Raw genomic sequence first — 22,347 nt, forward strand, 5'->3', positions numbered from 1 at the left:
TCATTTCATCCCCCTTTTCTATTTCCCTTCAGCAATTAATACTACATCGTCAACATTCTTTTCTGGACGAATGATTGTTCCATCCTCGATAACCATTTCTGATCCAACAATCGCTCTTTCAATCACAACATTTTTACCAATCTTAGCCCCTGGCATAACGACAGAATCAATCACCATACTTCCTTCTTCCACCGTCACTCCTTGGAATAACACAGAATGCTTCACGTCCCCTTCAATGACGCACCCTTCGTTAATAAGCGATTCTTCTACTTTCGCCTTTTCAGCAATATATTGAGGCGGTTCGTTTGGATTGACAGAGTAAATACGCCAATTACGATCGTTTAAATTCAGTGATGTTTCATCGCGAAGCAAATCCATATTCGCTTCCCATAAGCTCTTCACCGTTCCAACATCTTTCCAATATCCTTCAAACGGATACGCCATTAGCTTCTTCCCTTCATCCAATAAAAGCGGAAGTACGTCTTTTCCAAAATCGTTACTAGATTCAGGGTTTCTTGCATCCATCTCTAAATACTCTTTCAAAATTGACCAATTAAAAATATAGATTCCCATTGATGCAAGATTACTTCTTGGAAATTGTGGTTTCTCTTCAAACTCAACAATCTCCATTTCTTCATTTGTATTCATAATGCCAAAGCGACTCGCTTCATCCCAAGGTACTTCAATAACAGAAATGGATACGTCCGATTCTTTCTGAATATGGTAATCTAGCATCTTACTGTAATCCATTTTATAAATATGGTCGCCTGATAAAATGAGAACATACTCCGGTTCATACTGACTTAAATAGTTTAAGTTTTGATAAATGGCACTTGCCGTACCTGTATACCACTTAACCCCTGAAGACTCCGCATAAGGAGGTAAGACTGTGACCCCACCGTTTACTCGGTCTAAATCCCACGCATTTCCGATTCCGATATAATTATGAAGTTCGAGTGGTTGATATTGCGTTAAAATCCCAACCGTTTCAATACCAGAATTCGCACAGTTACTTAGCGTAAAATCAATAATGCGATATTTACCACCAAATGGAACAGCTGGCTTGGCTAAATTCTTTGTTAATGCACTTAAACGACTACCTTTTCCCCCTGCTAGTAACATTGCTACGCACTTTTGTTTTTGAGCCATCTTGTTTTTTGCTCCCCTTTCTCGTCTTCACTGGTCGTAATATGGATACGCCAAATGGTGGAATTGTAATCTCTACATGTGCTGCTTGATTATGGTACGGTTCTAGAATCGTCTTAAGACGTTTCTTATTCACTTGTCCCGAACCGCCATATTGCTGTGCATCACTGTTTAAAATCTCGTTATAATACTCGAAATCTGGTACACCTACTTTATAGTTTTCATATGTAGCTTTCGTAAAATTACATACGATAACTAACGCATCTTCTTGTTTATCCCCTTGGCGGATAAACGAGAAAATACTTTGCTCGTTATTATTAGCATCAATCCACTGAAAACCTTCAGGCGAATGATCAAGCTGCCAAAGTGGTTTTGAGCGCTTATACAATGCTATGAGCTCTTTAAAGTAATCATGCATATAACGATGCATTTCAAAATCATGTAAATTCCAATCTAAATCTTCAAGGTCTTTCCACTCATCAAACTGCCCGAATTCTCCTCCCATGAAAAGTAATTTCTTTCCTGGGTGAGTAAAGAAATATCCATATAACAAACGAAGCTGAGCAAACTTATCCCAGTAATCACCTGGCATTTTATTTAATAACGACTTTTTCCCATGAACGACTTCATCATGAGAAAGGGGTAATATGAAGTTTTCAGAGTAAGCATATAGTAAAGAGAACGTCATTTTCTCATGAATATATTTTCTGTACTCTGGCGCACACTCCATATATTTCAGCACGTCATTCATCCAGCCCATATTCCATTTGTAATTGAATCCAAGCCCACCTTCATACGTTGGTGCTGTTACAAGTGGCCAAGCTGTTGAATCCTCTGCCGTCATAAGAAAATCTTCATCCTCTGCAAACACTGCTTCATTTAACTCCCGTAAAAATGACACAGCGTACTCATTACTTTGCTCTTGTCCTTCTTTATTCCAGTACAACATGTTCGCAACTGCATCTACTCTGAAACCATCAATATGGAAATATCTCATCCAAAATAACGCATTTGAAATTAAGAAATTACGTACCTCTCTCTTTCCTAAATCAAAATTGACAGTTCCCCATACTAGATTTTCTTGTACATCTTTATCTTTATATTCATAGGTCGGTGTGCCATCAAACAAATATAAACCGTGAGCATCTTTACAAAAATGCCCCGGTACCCAATCTAAAATGACACCGATTCCATATTTATGACATTCGTCGACAAAATACATTAAATCATGCGGTGTACCAAATCTACTCGTCGCTGCATAATATCCCGTTCCTTGATATCCCCAAGAACGATCATATGGATGCTCAACAAGCGGCATAATTTCAATATGTGTAAATTGATGTTCCACCACATACGGAATGAGTTCTTCTGCCATTTCCCTGTAAGAATATAGTGTTCCATCTTCTTTCTTTTTCCAAGAACCAAAATGTAATTCATAAACTGTCATCGCTTCTTTATAAATCGGTTTTTTCTTTTTCTTACGATTCCAGTTTTTATCATTCCATTCATATCCTTTTATATCAAAAACTACAGATGCCGTATTCGGTCTTACTTCTGCATATATAGCATACGGATCTGCCTTTAAAATGACGTCACCAGCCAACGTTTCAATCGCATATTTATATATTTCTCCTTCTTCAATATGCGGTATAAATAAGGACCAAATCCCTTCTTCTGTCACTTGTAGCATCTTATGTTGCTCATAATCCCACTCATTAAAATCTCCAACAACACTCATTGCTTTCGCATGAGGAGCCCAGACTGTAAATCGTACCCCTTGAATCTCATCTTCCGTCACAACATGTGCGCCAAAGATGTTATAACTTTCATAGTACTTTTCTGTATGAAACTCATCTCGTTTCACTTCTTCACAATTTATTACACTCAATATGCTCACCTCACTTAGATGACAGAATTTTTTATACTTTAACTATTTCTGCGAAAAACTGCAATATCCTTGTTAATTTATAAAAAACATTCGTTTTTTTCTTAAAAATGTTAGTTTTTCTTCAAATTTCCGTGTAAAATATCGAATTTTGACGAATATTAATTGAAAACGCTTTATTATTCTTCTATATTTTTACCAATTATTTTTTCTCAACCTTTATTTTATTATGTTTATCCTATTTTTCATGCTATTTTCCACTCAAAATCAAAACAAAATAATCTGTTATAAAAAAATGTTTCTCAATATTTTTTGTCACAATATTATTGAAATGCGAAATTTAATCCTGCTTTTGAAAAGCTACTTTCCGAAAAAGGAGTAACCGCAAAAGTAAATGAACCGAAATTAGAGGCAGGTTCTGTTACAGTTGGCGGCGCTATCGATGACAAAAACTTTGCTGGATTAGATGGTGATTTCCCGTTCATTGATGTAACTTTCAAAGTAGAAAATGATGAATTTTATGAAGCAAACGCTCAATTAGAGTCACCAATTTTTGTTTACTGGAAACAAGGTGAATCAGAACCAAATAGAATGCGTGTACTTCAAGATCAAACATTCTCAGTTATGTCCTTAAACTCACTAGTAGAAGGAAATATTAAACCTGGTGCGTTCTTAAATGAACGCGAATATTTAGATGAAAAGTTCGATTATACAAAGCTTGGCGTAAAAGTATATGCGACTGATTCTTACCATCATAAGTTTGAAGGCTCACTAGATAAATACGGATACTTCAAACTAAATGGACTTCCAGTTAATAAACGCGACTATAACTTATATGTAGAGGTGCCAGGACATTTAACAAGCCGCCTAACAACGAAACTTGGTACTGAAAAAGACGGTAAGCTGCTTGGCCAATATTATTATGCAAGACCTGACGAAAACCTTACCGGCGATGTAAATGCTGATAAAGTAATCGATATTAAAGATGCTGAAATTATCGCTAGCAACTATGGTAAAAAAGGAGTAACTGTAAAAGACGGAGACCTTAATAAAGATGGTATTGTCGACGAAAAAGATATTCGCTTCGTTGAAAGGAACTTCTTGAAAAAAGGTCCAGATGCATCTAAATCACAAACACCTGTAGAAAAATCCAAAAGCGGTACACTGGCAGATATTTTAAAGAAATTAGGATTAACACCTAAAAAATAATAAAATGAAACTTTAATCAGTGGGTTTTTACTGCCCGGCAAATAGCGGAATAATAAAGAGCACTCTACGTAAAATAGAGTGCTCTTTTCTATAAACGACCCTTATCCAGCAAAAGGGGTATATTGGGGATATACAAGGGAAACCGGAAAAGGAATTTATATTAAATTATATAAGTTCAGAGGTAAGAAGCAGTTTCCCACCTCTGAATTATTTAGCAATTATTATAGTACTGGTGCCATTGTTTCTTTTAATACTTTTACAGAATGAGCGAACTTCACTTTTTCCTCTTCATTTAGCTCAAGTTCTACGATTTCACGTACACCTTCGCGGTTAATTACAGCTGGAACACCTACGTAAGCATCTTTCTCGCCGTATTGACCTTCAAGGTATGCAGATACAGTTAATACGCTGTTCTCGTTGTTTAAGATTGCTTTAGTTACACGAAGTAGTGACATACCGATTCCGTAGTAAGTTGCACCTTTACGCTCGATGATATGGTAAGCTGCATCACGTACGTTTTCGAAGATTTTGTCTAAGTCTTCTTGTTTGTACTGTTCGTTGTTAGCTAAGATTGTTTCTAATTTTTGTACACCGATAGTAGCGTGGCTCCATACTGGAAGTTCAGTGTCACCGTGTTCACCAACGATGTAAGCATGAACGTTACGTGGATCTACATCTAAGTAGTCACCTAACATGTAACGGAAACGAGCAGAGTCTAAAGTAGTACCAGAACCGATTATGCGCTCTTTCGGTAAACCAGATTCTTTCCAAGTTACGTAAGTTAAAATATCAACTGGATTAGTTGCGATTAAGAAGATTCCATCGAATCCGCTATCCATAATGCCGCGAACGATTTGTTTAAAGATCTTTGTATTTTTCTCAACTAAGTCTAAACGAGTTTCACCTGGCTTTTGTGGTAACCCAGCAGTGATAACAACTAAATCTGCATCTTTACAATCTGCATAGCTACCGCTCCAAACTTTTGTTGGTGATGGAGAGAATGGTACCGCATGGCTTAAGTCCATTGCTTCCCCTTCTGCTTTTGCTTCATTAACATCTACTAATACGAATTCTTCAGCTACACCTTGGTTGATCATTGAGTAAGCGTAACTACAACCTACAGCTCCTGTTCCTACTAATACTACACGATTGATACCTTTTTTCATGGTAATTTCCCCTCTCTATTGTTCACATATATTTTTTTATGATTGTTTAAGTAATTAATTAAAATACTAATTTAATGTTGTTTAACTTCTTTACATTCATATTGTAGCACGTATTATTGTGAATTACTTCACAAATTATGACCTATTTGTGAACTTTTTCACATAGAGTGTAAAGTTATTGGAATAGGTGTGGAATCCATTTCAATGGAGGCGTTTTCTTTAGATTGTGAAAGGGTTTTTCTTGTGGTTTTCATCGGTAAGTGAAATTATATTGGCGATTTTTAGAATATATCGACCGTAACTCCAAATATATCAGCGATTTTTAAAATTTATCGATCGTAACTCAAATTATATCAGCGATTTTTGCAATATATCGACTTACCGACAAAACTCGACAATAATGACAACATAAAAAAGCTGTCTCCAGTAGGTCACCCTATTGAGAGGCAGCTTCTTCTATATATTATTTATTTTCCACAGTAGCTCCCGGATGTATTTTCATCCGTTTCTCCAAGTGTAGGAGGCTACAGCCATACAGCTGGGGTAAAAGTTCAACTTGAGGTATCATTTTAGATAGATAGTTCCTTCATATTCATACAGGCCCAAATAAACAACATGATTGTATTTACGGCTCTATATACCCAACTGCAACAGCCCATACTTCATATTTCTTCTATTGCATAAAAAAGCAGACTATCCAAAGTTCACTTTTATACAACAAAAAAGAGATAGCAGATTATGCTATCTCTTTTAGTATGACCCGTACGGGATTCGAACCCGTGTTACCGCCGTGAAAGGGCGGTGTCTTAACCACTTGACCAACGGGCCAGTTCTGGCAGAGAAGAAGGGATTCGAACCCTCGCACCGCGTTCGCGATCTACTCCCTTAGCAGGGGAGCCCCTTGAGCCACTTGGGTACTTCTCTATAAATATGGCTCCGCAGGTAGGACTCGAACCTACGACCGATCGGTTAACAGCCGATAGCTCTACCACTGAGCTACTGCGGAACAATTATGGTGGGCCTAAATGGACTCGAACCATCGACCTCACGCTTATCAGGCGTGCGCTCTAACCAGCTGAGCTATAGGCCCATAATTGAAAAGCGGGTGAAGAGAATCGAACTCTCGACCAGAGCTTGGAAGGCTCTTGTTTTACCACTAAACTACACCCGCATTAAATTGTAAATGGTGAGCCATGAAGGACTCGAACCTTCGACCCTCTGATTAAAAGTCAGATGCTCTACCAACTGAGCTAATGGCTCATTTTGAAAGTGGTGCCGACTAGAGGACTTGAACCCCCAACCTACTGATTACAAGTCAGTTGCTCTACCAATTGAGCTAAGTCGGCTCGTGATTTCAAAATGGTGGCTCGGGACGGAATCGAACCGCCGACACGAGGATTTTCAGTCCTCTGCTCTACCGACTGAGCTACCGAGCCTTTATGTAAAAAATGGCGGTCCCGACCGGGGTCGAACCGGCGATCTCCTGCGTGACAGGCAGGCATGTTAACCACTACACCACGGGACCATTTGGTTGCGGGGACAGGATTTGAACCTGCGACCTTCGGGTTATGAGCCCGACGAGCTACCGTGCTGCTCCACCCCGCGATGATAAAATATTCACTTTAGAAAAAATGGAGGAGGTAGAGGGATTCGAACCCCCGCGCGACTCTCGCCGCCTGTCGGTTTTCAAGACCGATCCCTTCAGCCGAACTTGGGTATACCTCCGAGATATATACGTCTAATGGTGGACCTTGTAGGACTCGAACCTACGACCGGACGGTTATGAGCCGTCTGCTCTAACCAGCTGAGCTAAAGGTCCTTTATGGTAGCGGCGGAGGGGATCGAACCCCCGACCTCACGGGTATGAACCGTACGCTCTAGCCAGCTGAGCTACACCGCCATAAATGATATTAATATAAGTGGAGCCTAGCGGGATCGAACCGCTGACCTCCTGCGTGCAAGGCAGGCGCTCTCCCAGCTGAGCTAAGGCCCCATGTTTTTTAGGAATATCGGGAAGACAGGATTTGAACCTGCGACCCCCTGGTCCCAAACCAGGTGCTCTACCAAGCTGAGCCACTTCCCGTTAATAAAAGCGCGCCCGAGAGGAGTCGAACCCCTAACCTCTTGATCCGTAGTCAAACGCTCTATCCAATTGAGCTACGGGCGCATATGGTGCCGAGGGCGGGGGTCGAACCCGCACGGTGGTCACCCACCGCAGGATTTTAAGTCCTGTGCGTCTGCCTGTTCCGCCACCCCGGCATGTCATATTGAAAATTGGAGCGGAAGACGGGATTCGAACCCGCGACCCCAACCTTGGCAAGGTTGTATTCTACCACTGAACTACTTCCGCAAGACATGTATGAGTTATTTAATTAAAAGTGCGGGTGAAGGGAGTCGAACCCCCACGCCAAAGGCGCCAGATCCTAAGTCTGGTGCGTCTGCCAATTCCGCCACACCCGCATATTAATTTATTTAAGAAAAATGGGGCGACTGATGGGAATCGAACCCACGAATGCCGGAGCCACAATCCGGTGCGTTAACCACTTCGCCACAACCGCCATGATTTCTGGTGCCGACTAGAGGACTTGAACCCCCAACCTACTGATTACAAGTCAGTTGCTCTACCAATTGAGCTAAGTCGGCTAAATGGTGGAGGATGACGGGATCGAACCGCCGACCCCCTGCTTGTAAGGCAGGTGCTCTCCCAGCTGAGCTAATCCTCCATTTGCCTGGCAACGTCCTACTCTCACAGGGACAAGGTCCCAACTACCATCGGCGCTAGAGAGCTTAACTTCCGTGTTCGGTATGGGAACGGGTGTGACCTCTCTGCCATCATTACCAGACTGTATTCATTTAAGACAAGAATTATTGTAACTCATTTACTTTTGAAAGTCAACAAGTTTTTTATATTCTTTCAAAACTAGATAACATTGCTTCATATTATATGGTTAAGTCCTCGATCTATTAGTATTCGTCAGCTCCACATGTCACCATGCTTCCACCTCGAACCTATCAACCTGATCATCTTTCAGGGATCTTACTAGCTTACGCTATGGGAAATCTCATCTTGAGGGGGGCTTCATGCTTAGATGCTTTCAGCACTTATCCCTTCCGCACATAGCTACCCAGCTATGCCCTTGGCAGAACAACTGGTACACCAGCGGTGCGTCCATCCCGGTCCTCTCGTACTAAGGACAGCTCCTCTCAAATTTCCTACGCCCACGACGGATAGGGACCGAACTGTCTCACGACGTTCTGAACCCAGCTCGCGTACCGCTTTAATGGGCGAACAGCCCAACCCTTGGGACCGACTACAGCCCCAGGATGCGATGAGCCGACATCGAGGTGCCAAACCTCCCCGTCGATGTGGACTCTTGGGGGAGATAAGCCTGTTATCCCCGGGGTAGCTTTTATCCGTTGAGCGATGGCCCTTCCATGCGGAACCACCGGATCACTAAGCCCGACTTTCGTCCCTGCTCGACTTGTAGGTCTCGCAGTCAAGCTCCCTTATGCCTTTGCACTCTACGAATGATTTCCAACCATTCTGAGGGAACCTTTGGGCGCCTCCGTTACACTTTAGGAGGCGACCGCCCCAGTCAAACTGCCCACCTGACACTGTCTCCCGGGTCGATAAGACCCGTAGGTTAGAATTTCAATACAGTCAGGGCGGTATCCCACCAGCGCCTCCACCGAAGCTAGCGCTCCGGTTTCAATGGCTCCCGCCTATCCTGTACAAACTGTACCAAAATTCAATATCAGGCTACAGTAAAGCTCCACGGGGTCTTTCCGTCCTGTCGCGGGTAACCTGCATCTTCACAGGTACTATAATTTCACCGAGTCTCTGGTTGAGACAGTGCCCAAATCGTTACACCTTTCGTGCGGGTCGGAACTTACCCGACAAGGAATTTCGCTACCTTAGGACCGTTATAGTTACGGCCGCCGTTTACTGGGGCTTCAGTTCAGAGCTTCGCTTACGCTAACCCCTCTCCTTAACCTTCCAGCACCGGGCAGGTGTCACCCCCTATACTTCGCCTTACGGCTTCGCAGAGAGCTGTGTTTTTGCTAAACAGTCGCTTGGGCCTATTCACTGCGGCTTTCCGTTAAGAAAGCACCCCTTCTCCCGAAGTTACGGGGTCATTTTGCCGAGTTCCTTAACCAGAGTTCTCTCGCACACCTTAGGATTCTCTCCTCGCCTACCTGTGTCGGTTTGCGGTACAGGCACCTTTTATCTCGCTAGAAGCTTTTCTTGGCAGCGGGGAATCAAAGACTTCGCTCCATAAGGAGCTTCCCCATCACAGCTCAGCCTTTATGATAAGCGGATTTGCCTACTTATCAGCCTAACTGCTTGGACGTGCACAACCAATCGCACGCTTCTTCTATCCTTCTGCGTCCCTCCATTGCTCAAACGATAAAGAGGTGGTACAGGAATATCAACCTGTTGTCCATCGCCTACGCCTGTCGGCCTCGGCTTAGGTCCTGACTAACCCTGAGCGGACGAGCCTTCCTCAGGAAACCTTAGGCATTCGGTGGACGGGATTCTCACCCGTCTTTCGCTACTCATACCGGCATTCTCACTTCTAAGCACTCCACCAGTCCTTACGGTCTGACTTCACTGTCCTTAGAACGCTCCCCTACCACTGATACCATTGGTATCAATCCGCAGCTTCGGTGGTGTATTTAGCCCCGGTACATTTTCGGCGCAGAGTCACTCGACTAGTGAGCTATTACGCACTCTTTAAATGGTGGCTGCTTCTAAGCCAACATCCTAGTTGTCTAAGCAACTCCACATCCTTTTCCACTTAATACACACTTTGGGACCTTAGCTGGCGGTCTGGGCTGTTTCCCTTTTGACTACGGATCTTATCACTCGCAGTCTGACTCCTAAGGATAAGTCATTGGCATTCGGAGTTTGACTGAATTCGGTAATCCGATGAGGACCCCTAGTCCAATCAGTGCTCTACCTCCAAGACTCTTACACTTAAGGCTAGCCCTAAAGCTATTTCGGGGAGAACCAGCTATCTCCAGGTTCGATTGGAATTTCTCCGCTACCCACACCTCATCCCCGCACTTTTCAACGTGCGTGGGTTCGGGCCTCCATTCAGTGTTACCTGAACTTCACCCTGGACATGGGTAGATCACCTGGTTTCGGGTCTACGACCACGTACTAAACGCCCTATTCAGACTCGCTTTCGCTGCGGCTCCGCCTCTTCAGCTTAACCTCGCACGGGATCGTAACTCGCCGGTTCATTCTACAAAAGGCACGCCATCACCCGTTAACGGGCTCTGACTATTTGTAGGCACACGGTTTCAGGATCTCTTTCACTCCCCTTCCGGGGTGCTTTTCACCTTTCCCTCACGGTACTGGTTCACTATCGATCACTAGGGAGTATTTAGCCTTGGGAGATGGTCCTCCCAGATTCCGACGGAATTTCACGTGTTCCGCCGTACTCAGGATACATTCAAGAGAGAACGAAGTTTCGACTACGGGGTTGTTACCCTCTACGACGGACCTTTCCAGGTCGCTTCGTCTACCTCGTTCCTTTGTAACTCCGTATAGAATGTCCTACAACCCCAAGAGGCAAGCCTCTTGGTTTGGGCTATGTTCCGTTTCGCTCGCCGCTACTCAGGAAATCGCATTTGCTTTCTCTTCCTCCAGGTACTTAGATGTTTCAGTTCCCTGGGTCTGTCTTCCTTACCCTATGTATTCAGATAAGGATACCATACCATTACGTATGGTGGGTTTCCCCATTCGGAAATCTTCGGATCAAAGCTTACTTACAGCTCCCCGAAGCATATCGGCGTTAGTCCCGTCCTTCATCGACTCCTAGTGTCAAGGCATCCACCGTGCGCCCTTTCTAACTTAACCAAACTAAAATTAAAAAATATGAGCTACACTGTTATCTAGTTTTCAAAGAACATACATTTATATATGAGAGATAGTTCTCTCAAAACTGAACAAAACGAAACACGGAAACTTATATTGATGAACAGCGTTCATCAATTCTCCATAGAAAGGAGGTGATCCAGCCGCACCTTCCGATACGGCTACCTTGTTACGACTTCACCCCAATCATCTGTCCCACCTTAGGCGGCTGGCTCCAAAAAGGTTACCCCACCGACTTCGGGTGTTACAAACTCTCGTGGTGTGACGGGCGGTGTGTACAAGGCCCGGGAACGTATTCACCGCGGCATGCTGATCCGCGATTACTAGCGATTCCAGCTTCATGTAGGCGAGTTGCAGCCTACAATCCGAACTGAGAACGGTTTTATGAGATTAGCTCCACCTCGCGGTCTTGCAGCTCTTTGTACCGTCCATTGTAGCACGTGTGTAGCCCAGGTCATAAGGGGCATGATGATTTGACGTCATCCCCACCTTCCTCCGGTTTGTCACCGGCAGTCACCTTAGAGTGCCCAACTTAATGATGGCAACTAAGATCAAGGGTTGCGCTCGTTGCGGGACTTAACCCAACATCTCACGACACGAGCTGACGACAACCATGCACCACCTGTCACTCTGCTCCCGAAGGAGAAGCCCTATCTCTAGGGTTTTCAGAGGATGTCAAGACCTGGTAAGGTTCTTCGCGTTGCTTCGAATTAAACCACATGCTCCACCGCTTGTGCGGGCCCCCGTCAATTCCTTTGAGTTTCAGCCTTGCGGCCGTACTCCCCAGGCGGAGTGCTTAATGCGTTAACTTCAGCACTAAAGGGCGGAAACCCTCTAACACTTAGCACTCATCGTTTACGGCGTGGACTACCAGGGTATCTAATCCTGTTTGCTCCCCACGCTTTCGCGCCTCAGTGTCAGTTACAGACCAGAAAGTCGCCTTCGCCACTGGTGTTCCTCCATATCTCTACGCATTTCACCGCTACACATGGAATTCCACTTTCCTCTTCTGCACTCAAGTCTCCCAGTTTCCAATGACCCTCCACGGTTGAGCCGTGGGCTTTCACATCAGACTTAAGAAACCACCTGCGCGCGCTTTACGCCCAATAATTCCGGATAACGCTTGCCACCTACGTATTACCGCGGCTGCTGGCACGTAGTTAGCCGTGGCTTTCTGGTTAGGTACCGTCAAGGTGCCAGCTTATTCAACTAGCACTTGTTCTTCCCTAACAACAGAGTTTTACGACCCGAAAGCCTTCATCACTCACGCGGCGTTGCTCCGTCAGACTTTCGTCCATTGCGGAAGATTCCCTACTGCTGCCTCCCGTAGGAGTCTGGGCCGTGTCTCAGTCCCAGTGTGGCCGATCACCCTCTCAGGTCGGCTACGCATCGTTGCCTTGGTGAGCCGTTACCTCACCAACTAGCTAATGCGACGCGGGTCCATCCATAAGTGACAGCCGAAGCCGCCTTTCAATTTCGAACCATGCAGTTCAAAATATTATCCGGTATTAGCCCCGGTTTCCCGGAGTTATCCCAGTCTTATGGGCAGGTTACCCACGTGTTACTCACCCGTCCGCCGCTAACTTCATAAGAGCAAGCTCTTAATCCATTCGCTCGACTTGCATGTATTAGGCACGCCGCCAGCGTTCATCCTGAGCCAGGATCAAACTCTCCAATAAAGTTAGTTTGTCTAGCATCTAAAATAAAAATTGACGTTTCACGTTGTTTGTTTCGTTCAGTTTTCAAAGAACTACTTGGTCGCTCATTTGCGACTTCCTTATGTTAACATCTTCGTTTTTCGATGTCAACTAAGTTTTTCAATTTCTTTTTTGTCGTTTTCTGCGTTTCTGCATCAGCGACGGTTATTAATATATCATGGTGAAAAATGAAATGCAACACCTTTTATAAACTTTTTTTAAAACTGCCCACATTTCTTTTTTTATATCATATACTTAAACGAAATATCTCTTTCATGTATGAGCAATTCCTACATATATTTTATATAAAGTTACTCTATCAAAAGACGTTTCTTTCTATAATAAGCGTTTTATTCATATAGCATATCATACAAGGAGGAATATATATGGACTATACCGATTTATTAATCAAACTAGGTCTCTCGGCTATTTTAGGATTTGCCATTGGTTTAGAACGCGAATTAAAACGGAAACCACTTGGTTTAAAAACGTGTTTAGTTATTTCTATTATTAGTTGCCTCCTAACGATTGTTTCTATTAAAGCAGCTTATAACTTACCACATACCGATCATATGAATATGGATCCACTTCGACTTGCCGCTCAAATTGTATCAGGAATTGGTTTTTTAGGTGCTGGCGTAATTTTAAGAAGAGGCAACGATAGCATTGCAGGGCTCACGACTGCCGCTATGATCTGGGGTGCTTCTGGTATTGGTATTGCTGTTGGGGCCGGATTCTATATTGAAGCGATATTCGGAATGTGTTTCCTTATGATTAGTGTCGAACTTATACCACTCGCGATGAAATATGTAGGCCCTAGATCATTTCGTCAACGTGATATCGCTGTGAAACTTGTTGTACGAAATATGGACAATATCCCAATCGTAATTGAAGAAATAAAAGAAATGGATATAAAAGTTAAGAATATGAAGCTTAAAACATTAGAAAACGGTTCTCACTATTTACATCTTAAACTGTCCATTGATCAAAAAAGACATACTGCTGATGTTTACTATGCTCTCCAGCATCTTGAAAGTGTCCAACAAACTGAAGTGGAAAGTATGTAACGTAAAACAAACTCTCTTTAATTAGAGAGTTTTTCTTTTTTCTATAATGGCAACAATGAATGTAGTCCTACAAAGTAAGGAGGAATAGGCAATTGAAATCCCGTCCGAATTTAGTAGATACATTTCGTGATTCCATTATTTTTCGTTTAATTTGTTTTATTATTGTACTGACTGCTTTTTCCGGTTTTCTTATACATAGATTAGAACCTTTTCATTTCACTACATGGTTTGACGGAATTTGGTGGTCAATCGTTACCATTTTTACAGTTGGATATGGCGACTTTGCTCCCCATACGACGATAGGAAAACTAATAGGTATAAGTATTATTTTATTAGGAACTGGCTTTTGTTCTTATTATATGGTGCTGTTTGCTACTGAAATGATTAATAAACAATATATGAAAATTAAAGGTGAAGAAGCCGCTACTTCTAACGGTCATATGATTATCGTTGGCTGGAATGAGCGCGCAAAACATGTTGTAAAGCAAATGCACGTATTACAACCAAACCTTGATATCGTTTTAATTGATGAAACACTTTCTTTACTCCCAAAACCATTTCATCATTTAGAATTTATAAAAGGTTGTCCGCATCACGATCAAACTTTATTAAAGGCTAATATTGCAACGGCACACACCATATTAATAACAGCTGATAAAGAAAAAAACGAAAGCTTAGCGGATACACAGTCCATTTTAAATATTTTAACTGCAAAAGGGCTCAACCCAAACATTCACTGCATCGCTGAACTTCTTACTTCTGAACAAATACAAAATGCAACGAGAGCTGGCGTGTCAGAAATTATAGAAGGAAATAAATTAACGAGCTATGTATTTACCGCTTCTCTTTTATTCCCTTCCATTTCAGGTGTACTATTTTCACTTTACGACGAAATCTCTGATAATAAATTACAACTGATGGAGCTTCCATCGTCCTGCACCGGACAAACTTTTGCCAATTGTAGCTATACTCTTTTAAAGCAAAACATTCTCTTACTAGGTATAAAGCGCGACGAACAATATATGATTAATCCAGTTCATTCCTTTGTTCTCATTGAAAGCGACATACTCATTGTTATTCACCATTAGTAAAATGACGCTCTAATTCTTGCATGAGCACTTTCCCAATATTGATATATTTTCTTTTCACATCTCCATCTGGATCTTTCGGCTCAGCAAATTGATCCATTCCACTTGTTCCAGCTGTTAAAGTATTCACATTATCATCTAGTTCGTCTTGATATACGTGCGAAAGAATATACGGCGTTCCAAGACGAACTATTACGCCTGGTACATCTAGTTCTCCATCAATGGCTGTAAATGGAACTCGTAAAAATTGATACCCATCTTCTTCATCGATTTTGTAATCGAAGCATCCTTTATCATAATCCCAATTACCACCAATGCTATATCCAAGTGGTTTCATAATCTCTTCTAACTTATATAACGCATATGTACGTCCTTCTAAATTTGATTGAATCGGAATCAAGCCCATCCCTCCTAGACTTTTCCTTTAGCATACCCACTTTAGTTTGAATATACTGATGGACTTTTCGATAAAATAATAAAAAGCGACCGGATTCCGGTCGCTTTTTATTATTTTAAACGCTCTTCTAATTCTGCTTTTAATTCTTCAAATCCTGGTTTACCAAGTAAAGCAAACATGTTTTTCTTATATGCTTCTACTCCAGGTTGGTCAAATGGATTCACGCCTAATAAGTAGCCGCTCATCGCACATGCTTTTTCGAAGAAGTATACAAGGTAACCGAATGTGTACTCATTTAATTCAGGAATATTGACGATTAAGTTTGGTACTCCCCCGTCGCTATGTGCAAGTAATGTACCTTCGTATGCTTTTGTGTTTACGAAGTCTACAGTTTCACCAGCAAGGTAGTTTAATCCGTCTAAATCGTTTTCTTCTGATTCGATTGTTAGTTCATGTGTAGATTTACCTACTTTAAGAACTGTTTCAAATAAGTCACGACGACCTTCTTGAACGTATTGACCTAATGAGTGTAAATCAGTTGAGAAGTTTGCTGAAGATGGGAAAATACCTTTTTGATCTTTTCCTTCACTTTCACCAAATAACTGTTTCCACCACTCAGCGAAGTATTGAAGTGCTGGTTCATAGTTAACAAGCATTTCAATTGTTTTTCCTTTATTGTATAAAGCGTTACGAACTACTGCATATTGGTAAGCTGGATTTTCTTCTAGTTCTGATGTTCCGAAGTCATCACGACCAGCAGCTGCACCTTTCATCATCTCTTCAATATTTAAGCCACTTACTGCGATTGGTAATAAACCAACTGGCGTTAATACAGAGAAACGACCTCCAACATCATCTGGAATAACAAATGTTTCGTAACCTTCGTTATCAGCTAATGTTTTTAATGCACCACGCGCTTTATCTGTAGTTGCATAAATACGTTTGCGAGCTTCTTCTTTTCCATACTTTTCTTCTAATAACTTACGGAAGATACGGAATGCTAGTGCTGGCTCTGTTGTTGTACCTGATTTGGAAATAACGTTAATAGAGAAGTCTTTACCTTCTAATACGTCCATTAAATCTTTCATGTAAGTGGAGCTAATGTTTTGTCCAACAAATAGCACTTGTGGAGTTTTACGTTGTTCTTTAGAAAGCGTATTGTAGAAAGAATGGTTTAACATTTCGATTGCTGCACGTGCTCCTAAGTAAGAACCACCGATACCTACAACAAGTAAAATGTCAGAGTCATTTTTAATTTTTTCTGCGCATTTTTGAATGCGAGCAAATTCTTCTTTGTCATATTGAAGCGGAAGGTCTACCCACCCAAGGAAATCGTTCCCAGCTCCAGTTTTTTCGTGGATTGCGTGATGTGTTACTTTCACTGCATCACGTAAATAAGTGATTTCATGTTCACCGATGAAGGATAACGCTTTAGAATAGTCGAACGTTACATGTGTACTCATCTTTTTCCCTCCAATTATGGATATGTATTTCTGTATTCACTTTAGCGAAACTGAAGTTGTAAATCAAGCGATTCAAACATTGTAAACGTAACCAATATATATTTTTTAGAAAAAGTTCATTTTTTGCATAAAAATTCGCATTTTTCGGTATAGATGTATATACATCTTCTTTCAAACATTTTTTATGTATAAAAACAACATAACTACCCCATTCTATAAAAGAGTTAATTAACTCATCGCTTGCTCATGCTTCACAATTAAGGGGGGCTTTTTCATGAGTACTTTACAACGTATCGCATTAGTCTTTACTGTAATTGGCGCTGTGAACTGGGGACTAATCGGGTTTTTCCAGTTTGACTTAGTAGCAGCCATTTTCGGTGGACAAAATTCAGCTCTTGCACGTATTATTTACGGCATCGTTGGTATATCTGGGCTTATCAACCTTGGTTTACTGTTTAAACCATCTGAAAATCTTGGTACGCACCCAGAAACAAACGAAATTCGATAATCAGTATGTCCTTTCACCTCCGACATACGAATATGATTGCATGCAATCATATTTGCAAATATATATCATAAGATAAAGTAAAAGAGGAACGCTCATATGCGTTCCTCTTTTACTTTGTTAACTCGGACTCTTCAATCCATTCTGCCAACTTTTCTCGCAGCGTATTAAATCCGTTTTCAGATGGGTTCGGTATAAGAATCCTTCCTTGTTTTCTTTTCGCCGCTTTTAACGATAAACTCATTTTTCTGTGCTCTTCATCAATTGAAAGTACCTTTACTTCTACTGTATCGCCGACCTTTAAAAAGTCATGAATATCCTTTACATATCCATTTGTAATTTCAGATATATGCACAAGCCCTTGTGTTTCTGCATCTAACGCTACAAACGCACCGTAATCTTGAATTCCAGTCACTTTCCCTGTTACAACCACTCCTGTTGTATATTGTTCTGACATATGAAACACTCCCATACGTTTACCATTCTCTCTACAATTATAGAGAGCAAAGCAGATATATTTATTTTAAATATCCGATTGGTTAGTACGCATTCTAGATAACGTTATCTAGAATGCGTATACCTTATATTAGTAAATTATACCACTATGACAGAACTCATTCAAAATTCATGAAAAATTTCCCTTAAAGAAGTATAATTATCCAATATTGGGATAGAATACTAACACATGGCTTTCTAGTATTCCCCCCCTTTTATGGACAAAACGTATTACGTTTTGTCCTTTTTTTATTCTCTACAAACCGTTCCATTCTCTTCATTGCTTCCATAAGTTGTTCAAGCGATGTTGCATAAGAACAACGAATAAAACCTTCACCACTTTCGCCAAATACGCTACCAGGGACAACAGCCACTTTTTCTTCCAGCAATAACTGTTCTGCAAATTCCGCTGAAGATAATCCTGTTGAAGATATAGAAGGGAAAACATAAAATGCTCCGCCTGGCACATGACACGTTAAACCCATTTCATTGAAAGATTTCGTCATGAAGTTACGACGCTTCTTATAACTATCTCTCATTCGAATCACTTCATCGTTCCCTGCCCGTAACGCCTCAAGTGCTGCAAACTGAGACATCGTCGGTGCACACATCATTGAATACTGATGGATTTTGAGCATTAATTCTGAAAATTGAACAGGAGCTGCAATCATACCGAGACGCCATCCTGTCATCGCAAACCCTTTTGAAAATCCCGAAATTAAAATCGTATGCTCACGCATATTTTTAATACTCGCGAAACTTGTATATACTTCGTCGTATACAAGCTCTGCATAAATTTCATCACATAATACAATTAGATTGTACTTCTCAACAATCACTGCTATTTCTTCAAGCTCGGATTTATTTAGCATTGCACCTGTCGGGTTATTTGGTGAACAAAGCAAAATCGCCTTTGTTTTCGCTGTAATAGCTGCTTCAATTTGTTCTGGTAGTACTTTAAACTCATTTTCTAAAGTAGTCGCCACAGGAACTGGAACTCCTCCAGCTAATGTCACAAGTGGTGCATAAGAAACGAAGCTTGGTTCAATAATGAGCACTTCATCATCAGGATTTATAATGGCGCGCATCGCTACATCTAACGCCTGGCTCGCTCCAACTGTAACAATGATTTCATCACTTGGGTCATAAGATACTGCAAATTGTTTTTTTAGATACTTTGCTATTTCTTGACGGAGCTCTAATAATCCTGCATTTGCTGTATATGACGTATACCCTTGTTGCAAAGAACGAATACATGCTTGCCTTACATTCCAAGGGGTAACAAAATCTGGCTCTCCTACCCCGAGGGAAATAACACCTTTCATATTTGCTGCTAAATCAAAAAATTTTCGAATACCAGATGGTTTTAAAGATTCTGCTGATCTAGATAGTTCAAATTGCTTCATGGTGTCACCACAATTCGCTTATCATCATCGTCTTTTTCATAAATAACACCCTCATGTTTATACTTCTTCAAAATGAAATGAGTAGTTGTAGAAACGACAGATTCAATTGTTGCTAATTTCTCAGAAACAAACATCGCTACTTCCCCCATCGTTTTCCCTTCTAATGTAATAGAAAGATCATATGTCCCTGACATTAAATAAACGGATTTCACTTCTGAATAACGATAAATTTGCTCAGCAACCGCATCAAATCCAACGCCGTGCTTTGGCGTAACTTTCACATCGATCATTGCCGTTAAACCTGTATGTTCTTTCACTTTCGTCCAATCGATATGTGTTACATAATCCACAATAATCTTTTCATTTTCTAATCTCGCAACCATCTTCTTTACTTCTTCTACTTCTATATTTAACAGCTTCGCTAATGTATCTACAGATAATCGACTACTCTTTTCAAGACAAGCTAATAATTCTAATTCTTTTTCTGTCACCATATAAATCATCCTTCCTTTTCGTTTGTGTCTAAATTATACAAATACCCTTTCAAGTTTGAAAAGAAGATTTTTCTATTGAATTATGTCAAAATAAAGTGAAACTTTAATCAGCGGAAAAATGCGGGATAAAGCGAAAGGGGATGGAACCGTGAAACCAAAAGTTTATATTGCTGAACCAGTTCCAACATTTGTAGAAAACTATTTATCAGAACACTGTGATTATGAAAAATGGGATCAAAATGAGAAAGTACCTCGTGATATTCTATTAGAGAAAATACAAGATAAAGATGGGTTATTAAATTTCGGATCTGCTATTAATGAAGAATTACTGACAGTAGCTCCTAACTTAAAAGTAGTGAGCAACATTTCTGTCGGTTACGATAATTTTGATTTACAAGCGATGAAAAACCGAAATGTTATCGGAACAAATACACCATACGTATTAGATGATACAGTAGCTGATCTCGTTTTCGCCCTTATGCTATCAGCTGGGCGCCGCGTTTGCGAACTCGATTCTTACGTGAAAAATGGTGAATGGAACGCTGAAATCGGAAAAGAACACTTCGGACTAGATGTACACCATAGCACAATTGGTATTATCGGTATGGGCCGAATTGGAGAAGCCGTTGCAAAACGAGCAAAATTCGGATTTGATATGAATGTTCTTTACTATAACCGCCGTCGTAAAGAAGAAGCTGAACAAAAATTCGATGCTACATATTGTGATTTACAGACGCTACTGAATCAGTCTGACTTTATTGTTCTTCTTACTCCATTAACAGATGAAACATATCACCTTATCGGAGAAAAGGAATTTTCATTAATGAAAGAGACAGCAATCTTCATTAATGCTTCTCGCGGCAAAACAGTAGATGAAAAAGCGTTAATCCATGCTTTAACAGAAAAGAAAATCTTTGCAGCAGGTATCGATACATTTACACAAGAGCCGATTCAAAAAGATAATCCACTCTTATCATTACAAAATGTTGTGACTTTACCACATATCGGATCTGCAACATTAAAAACTCGTCAGCAAATGGCCATGACCGCCGCTGAAAATTTAGTTGCAGGGTTACAAGGAAAAACACCGCCTAATATTGTTCGCGGGTAATACTGAATAAACGAAAGGCAAGATGACATCGTCATCTTGCCTTTTTTTGTTAACATATTTTCTTCTTCCTTGGAGATGATATGAACAAAAATCAATGGAGTGACAAAAAATGAATCATAAATATACTTGTCCTTATTTCACTTTTTCCACTCGCGGCACTACTGTTCATTACGAATTGTATGAACATGATAATAAAACAGAACGTCCTACTTTCATACTCGTTCACGGCTTTTTATCTTCCTCATTCAGTTACCGCCGTCTCATTCCTTTACTATCGAAGGAAGGAACAGTCATTGCTCTTGATTTGCCACCGTTCGGAAAAAGTGATAAGTCTCATCTGTTTAAGTATTCTTATCACAATTTAGCAACGATTATTATTGATTTAATTGAACATTTATCTCTCTCAAACATTGTATTAGTTGGGCATTCTATGGGTGGGCAAATTTCTCTCTATGTAAACCGTATACGTCCTGAACTCATTTCAAAGACGATTTTACTATGTAGCTCGAGCTATTTAGCGCGCGCAACCTTACCTTTACTATACTCTTCTTATTTACCGTTCTTTCATTTATACGTAAAGAACTGGATTATAAGGCGCGGCATTGTTCATAACTTAATGAATGTCGTTCATGATCACTCATTAATTGACGATGAAATGAAAAAAGGTTACTCCGCTCCTTTTTATGACGACCGTATATTTCCCGCTTTAACTCGCATGATACGAGACCGTGAAGGTGACTTATCTTCAACTGAATTACAAAAAATCGAAACACCTATCCTACTCATTTGGGGTGAAAAAGACCGCGTCGTCCCTGTACATGTAGGTCATCGTCTACACAAAGATTTACCGAATTCAAAATTTATTTCTTACGAAAATACAGGACATTTACTACCTGAAGAAAAGCCTGAACATGTTTATGAAGAAATTATCGCTTTTTCCGCGCAATAAAATGAAACTTTAATCAGCCTCCACCTAACTTCTTTGCTTCCGCTAAATTTTGAGGTGAAGGTCTTACTACCCAGCAAATAGCGGGATAATATAAAAAAGGCTGTCGGAAATCCCGACAGCCTATAATGAACAGCTTCCGCCTTCTTTTATTACAAGTAATTCCACAGCTAATTTCTCACATTTTTCAAGCGCAGGTACTTCCTCAAAAGACATAAAGTATATATGTTGAATCTTCTTTGCGATGTATTTTGGATCGTCAAACACACTTATGACGCTCACAACATCGCTCGCTTCTGTTTCATAAAACTCCGGTCCCATTTGAAACGGATCCCAATTCTTCACAACCTCTATCATCTTTTCATATGTACCCATTCGCTTCCCGCCT

The 22,347-nt window shown here is 40.9% G+C and carries 14 protein-coding genes, 22 tRNA genes, 3 rRNA genes and 2 pseudogenes; 7 read left to right on the forward strand and 34 right to left on the reverse strand.

Features of this window, described 5'->3' with window-relative positions:
• Positions 1-18 precede the first annotated feature (18 nt).
• Together glgC and glgB are read right to left on the reverse strand one after the other, a co-directional pair.
• Entirely contained in the window at positions 19-1,149 is a 1,131-nt protein-coding gene (gene glgC / locus DN407_RS24110; protein ID WP_000057606.1) for a glucose-1-phosphate adenylyltransferase, read from the reverse strand.
• Positions 1,097-3,034 (reverse strand): 1,4-alpha-glucan branching protein GlgB, encoded by a 1,938-nt coding sequence (glgB, locus tag DN407_RS24115; RefSeq protein WP_000111398.1) that lies wholly within the window; start codon positions 3,032-3,034, stop codon positions 1,097-1,099. The genes glgC and glgB overlap by 53 nt, the downstream gene beginning before the upstream one ends.
• A gap of 327 nt (positions 3,035-3,361) precedes the next feature.
• Here glgB and DN407_RS24125 point away from each other — a divergent pair.
• Positions 3,362-4,240: pseudogene (locus tag DN407_RS24125) on the forward strand (dockerin type I domain-containing protein); the annotation flags it as partial.
• A gap of 221 nt (positions 4,241-4,461) precedes the next feature.
• On the opposite strand, the gene DN407_RS24135 reads toward DN407_RS24125, so the two are convergent.
• A complete protein-coding gene (locus DN407_RS24135; protein WP_149216675.1) occupies positions 4,462-5,406 on the reverse strand; it encodes an L-lactate dehydrogenase in 945 nt (314 codons plus the stop codon).
• A gap of 483 nt (positions 5,407-5,889) precedes the next feature.
• On the opposite strand from DN407_RS24135, the pseudogene DN407_RS32275 reads away from it, so the two are divergent.
• Positions 5,890-6,065, forward strand: a pseudogene (locus DN407_RS32275) (IS4 family transposase); the annotation flags it as partial.
• A 97-nt stretch (positions 6,066-6,162) separates the two neighbouring features.
• On the opposite strand, the gene DN407_RS24140 reads toward DN407_RS32275, so the two are convergent.
• From DN407_RS24140 to DN407_RS24260, 25 genes are all read right to left on the reverse strand, one after another.
• Positions 6,163-6,234: transfer RNA gene (locus DN407_RS24140), tRNA-Glu, on the reverse strand.
• A 5-nt stretch (positions 6,235-6,239) separates the two neighbouring features.
• A tRNA-Ser gene (locus DN407_RS24145) sits at positions 6,240-6,330 on the reverse strand.
• A 7-nt stretch (positions 6,331-6,337) separates the two neighbouring features.
• Positions 6,338-6,412, reverse strand: a tRNA-Asn gene (locus DN407_RS24150).
• 7 nt (positions 6,413-6,419) lie between these two features.
• Positions 6,420-6,496, reverse strand: a tRNA-Ile gene (locus DN407_RS24155).
• Positions 6,497-6,506: 10 nt separating this feature from the next.
• Positions 6,507-6,577, reverse strand: a tRNA-Gly gene (locus tag DN407_RS24160).
• Positions 6,578-6,590: 13 nt separating this feature from the next.
• Positions 6,591-6,666, reverse strand: a tRNA-Lys gene (locus DN407_RS24165).
• A 10-nt stretch (positions 6,667-6,676) separates the two neighbouring features.
• A tRNA-Thr gene (locus DN407_RS24170) sits at positions 6,677-6,752 on the reverse strand.
• Positions 6,753-6,766: 14 nt separating this feature from the next.
• Positions 6,767-6,842: transfer RNA gene (locus DN407_RS24175), tRNA-Phe, on the reverse strand.
• A gap of 13 nt (positions 6,843-6,855) precedes the next feature.
• Positions 6,856-6,931 (reverse strand) — tRNA-Asp (locus DN407_RS24180).
• Between the two features lie 3 nt (positions 6,932-6,934).
• Positions 6,935-7,011 (reverse strand) — tRNA-Met (locus tag DN407_RS24185).
• A gap of 27 nt (positions 7,012-7,038) precedes the next feature.
• Positions 7,039-7,131: transfer RNA gene (locus DN407_RS24190), tRNA-Ser, on the reverse strand.
• Between the two features lie 17 nt (positions 7,132-7,148).
• Positions 7,149-7,225 (reverse strand) — tRNA-Ile (locus DN407_RS24195).
• A 4-nt stretch (positions 7,226-7,229) separates the two neighbouring features.
• Positions 7,230-7,306, reverse strand: a tRNA-Met gene (locus tag DN407_RS24200).
• A 20-nt stretch (positions 7,307-7,326) separates the two neighbouring features.
• Positions 7,327-7,399, reverse strand: a tRNA-Ala gene (locus tag DN407_RS24205).
• 16 nt (positions 7,400-7,415) lie between these two features.
• Positions 7,416-7,489, reverse strand: a tRNA-Pro gene (locus DN407_RS24210).
• A 10-nt stretch (positions 7,490-7,499) separates the two neighbouring features.
• A tRNA-Arg gene (locus DN407_RS24215) sits at positions 7,500-7,573 on the reverse strand.
• 3 nt (positions 7,574-7,576) lie between these two features.
• Positions 7,577-7,665 (reverse strand) — tRNA-Leu (locus tag DN407_RS24220).
• A 16-nt stretch (positions 7,666-7,681) separates the two neighbouring features.
• Positions 7,682-7,756: transfer RNA gene (locus tag DN407_RS24225), tRNA-Gly, on the reverse strand.
• 29 nt (positions 7,757-7,785) lie between these two features.
• Positions 7,786-7,866, reverse strand: a tRNA-Leu gene (locus tag DN407_RS24230).
• 22 nt (positions 7,867-7,888) lie between these two features.
• Positions 7,889-7,964 (reverse strand) — tRNA-His (locus tag DN407_RS24235).
• A 9-nt stretch (positions 7,965-7,973) separates the two neighbouring features.
• Positions 7,974-8,049, reverse strand: a tRNA-Thr gene (locus DN407_RS24240).
• Between the two features lie 4 nt (positions 8,050-8,053).
• Positions 8,054-8,129: transfer RNA gene (locus DN407_RS24245), tRNA-Val, on the reverse strand.
• A 4-nt stretch (positions 8,130-8,133) separates the two neighbouring features.
• A 5S ribosomal RNA gene (gene rrf / locus DN407_RS24250) occupies positions 8,134-8,249 on the reverse strand.
• Between the two features lie 101 nt (positions 8,250-8,350).
• A 23S ribosomal RNA gene (locus DN407_RS24255) occupies positions 8,351-11,272 on the reverse strand.
• 145 nt (positions 11,273-11,417) lie between these two features.
• Positions 11,418-12,969 (reverse strand): 16S ribosomal RNA (locus tag DN407_RS24260).
• Together the 16S, 23S and 5S rRNA genes with 22 tRNA genes alongside form the textbook arrangement of a ribosomal RNA operon.
• 404 nt (positions 12,970-13,373) lie before the next feature.
• Between DN407_RS24260 and DN407_RS24265 the strand changes: the two genes are divergently transcribed.
• Both DN407_RS24265 and DN407_RS24270 read left to right on the forward strand, forming a co-directional pair.
• A complete protein-coding gene (locus DN407_RS24265; RefSeq protein ID WP_000386676.1) occupies positions 13,374-14,054 on the forward strand; it encodes an MgtC/SapB family protein in 681 nt (226 codons plus the stop codon).
• A 92-nt stretch (positions 14,055-14,146) separates the two neighbouring features.
• The gene (locus tag DN407_RS24270) at positions 14,147-15,142 is read left to right on the forward strand and encodes a potassium channel family protein (protein WP_000842320.1); all 996 of its coding nucleotides are present in this window, start codon (positions 14,147-14,149) and stop codon (positions 15,140-15,142) included.
• On the opposite strand, the gene DN407_RS24275 is transcribed toward DN407_RS24270, so the two are convergent.
• Together DN407_RS24275 and DN407_RS24280 are read right to left on the reverse strand one after the other, a co-directional pair.
• Positions 15,129-15,542 carry a YugN-like family protein gene (locus tag DN407_RS24275; protein ID WP_000612334.1) on the reverse strand — a complete coding sequence of 138 codons (414 nt, stop codon included), beginning with the start codon at positions 15,540-15,542 and terminating at the stop codon, positions 15,129-15,131. The genes DN407_RS24270 and DN407_RS24275 overlap by 14 nt on opposite strands.
• Positions 15,543-15,649: 107 nt before the next feature.
• On the reverse strand, positions 15,650-17,002 hold the full coding sequence (locus tag DN407_RS24280; protein ID WP_000103658.1) for a glucose-6-phosphate isomerase: 1,353 nt from the start codon (positions 17,000-17,002) through the stop codon (positions 15,650-15,652).
• A gap of 274 nt (positions 17,003-17,276) precedes the next feature.
• Between DN407_RS24280 and DN407_RS24290 the strand changes: the two genes are divergently transcribed.
• Entirely contained in the window at positions 17,277-17,510 is a 234-nt protein-coding gene (locus DN407_RS24290) for a DUF378 domain-containing protein (protein WP_000105788.1), read from the forward strand.
• A gap of 109 nt (positions 17,511-17,619) precedes the next feature.
• On the opposite strand, the gene yugI is transcribed toward DN407_RS24290, so the two are convergent.
• The 3 genes from yugI to DN407_RS24305 form a co-directional block, all read right to left on the reverse strand.
• Entirely contained in the window at positions 17,620-17,964 is a 345-nt protein-coding gene (yugI, locus tag DN407_RS24295; protein ID WP_000003764.1) for a S1 domain-containing post-transcriptional regulator GSP13, read from the reverse strand.
• A gap of 253 nt (positions 17,965-18,217) precedes the next feature.
• The gene (locus tag DN407_RS24300) at positions 18,218-19,408 is read right to left on the reverse strand and encodes an aminotransferase (RefSeq protein WP_149216676.1); all 1,191 of its coding nucleotides are present in this window, start codon (positions 19,406-19,408) and stop codon (positions 18,218-18,220) included.
• Entirely contained in the window at positions 19,405-19,902 is a 498-nt protein-coding gene (locus tag DN407_RS24305) for an Lrp/AsnC family transcriptional regulator (protein WP_000255696.1), read from the reverse strand. The genes DN407_RS24300 and DN407_RS24305 overlap by 4 nt, the downstream gene beginning before the upstream one ends.
• Positions 19,903-20,020: 118 nt before the next feature.
• On the opposite strand from DN407_RS24305, the gene DN407_RS24310 reads away from it, so the two are divergent.
• Together DN407_RS24310 and DN407_RS24315 are read left to right on the forward strand one after the other, a co-directional pair.
• Complete coding sequence (locus tag DN407_RS24310; RefSeq protein WP_098295335.1) at positions 20,021-21,013, forward strand: 2-hydroxyacid dehydrogenase; 993 nt, start codon at positions 20,021-20,023, stop codon at positions 21,011-21,013.
• Positions 21,014-21,122: 109 nt separating this feature from the next.
• Complete coding sequence (locus DN407_RS24315) at positions 21,123-21,962, forward strand: alpha/beta fold hydrolase (protein WP_001015858.1); 840 nt, start codon at positions 21,123-21,125, stop codon at positions 21,960-21,962.
• Between the two features lie 120 nt (positions 21,963-22,082).
• Here DN407_RS24315 and DN407_RS24320 read toward each other — a convergent pair whose 3' ends face one another.
• Positions 22,083-22,334: a YugE family protein gene (locus tag DN407_RS24320; RefSeq protein WP_000537645.1), complete on the reverse strand. Its 252-nt coding sequence runs from the start codon at positions 22,332-22,334 to the stop codon at positions 22,083-22,085.
• Positions 22,335-22,347 lie beyond the last annotated feature (13 nt).

The organism is Bacillus sp. JAS24-2 (assembly GCF_008274905.1).
GTDB classification, from domain to species: Bacteria; Bacillota; Bacilli; order Bacillales; family Bacillaceae_G; genus Bacillus_A; species Bacillus_A cereus.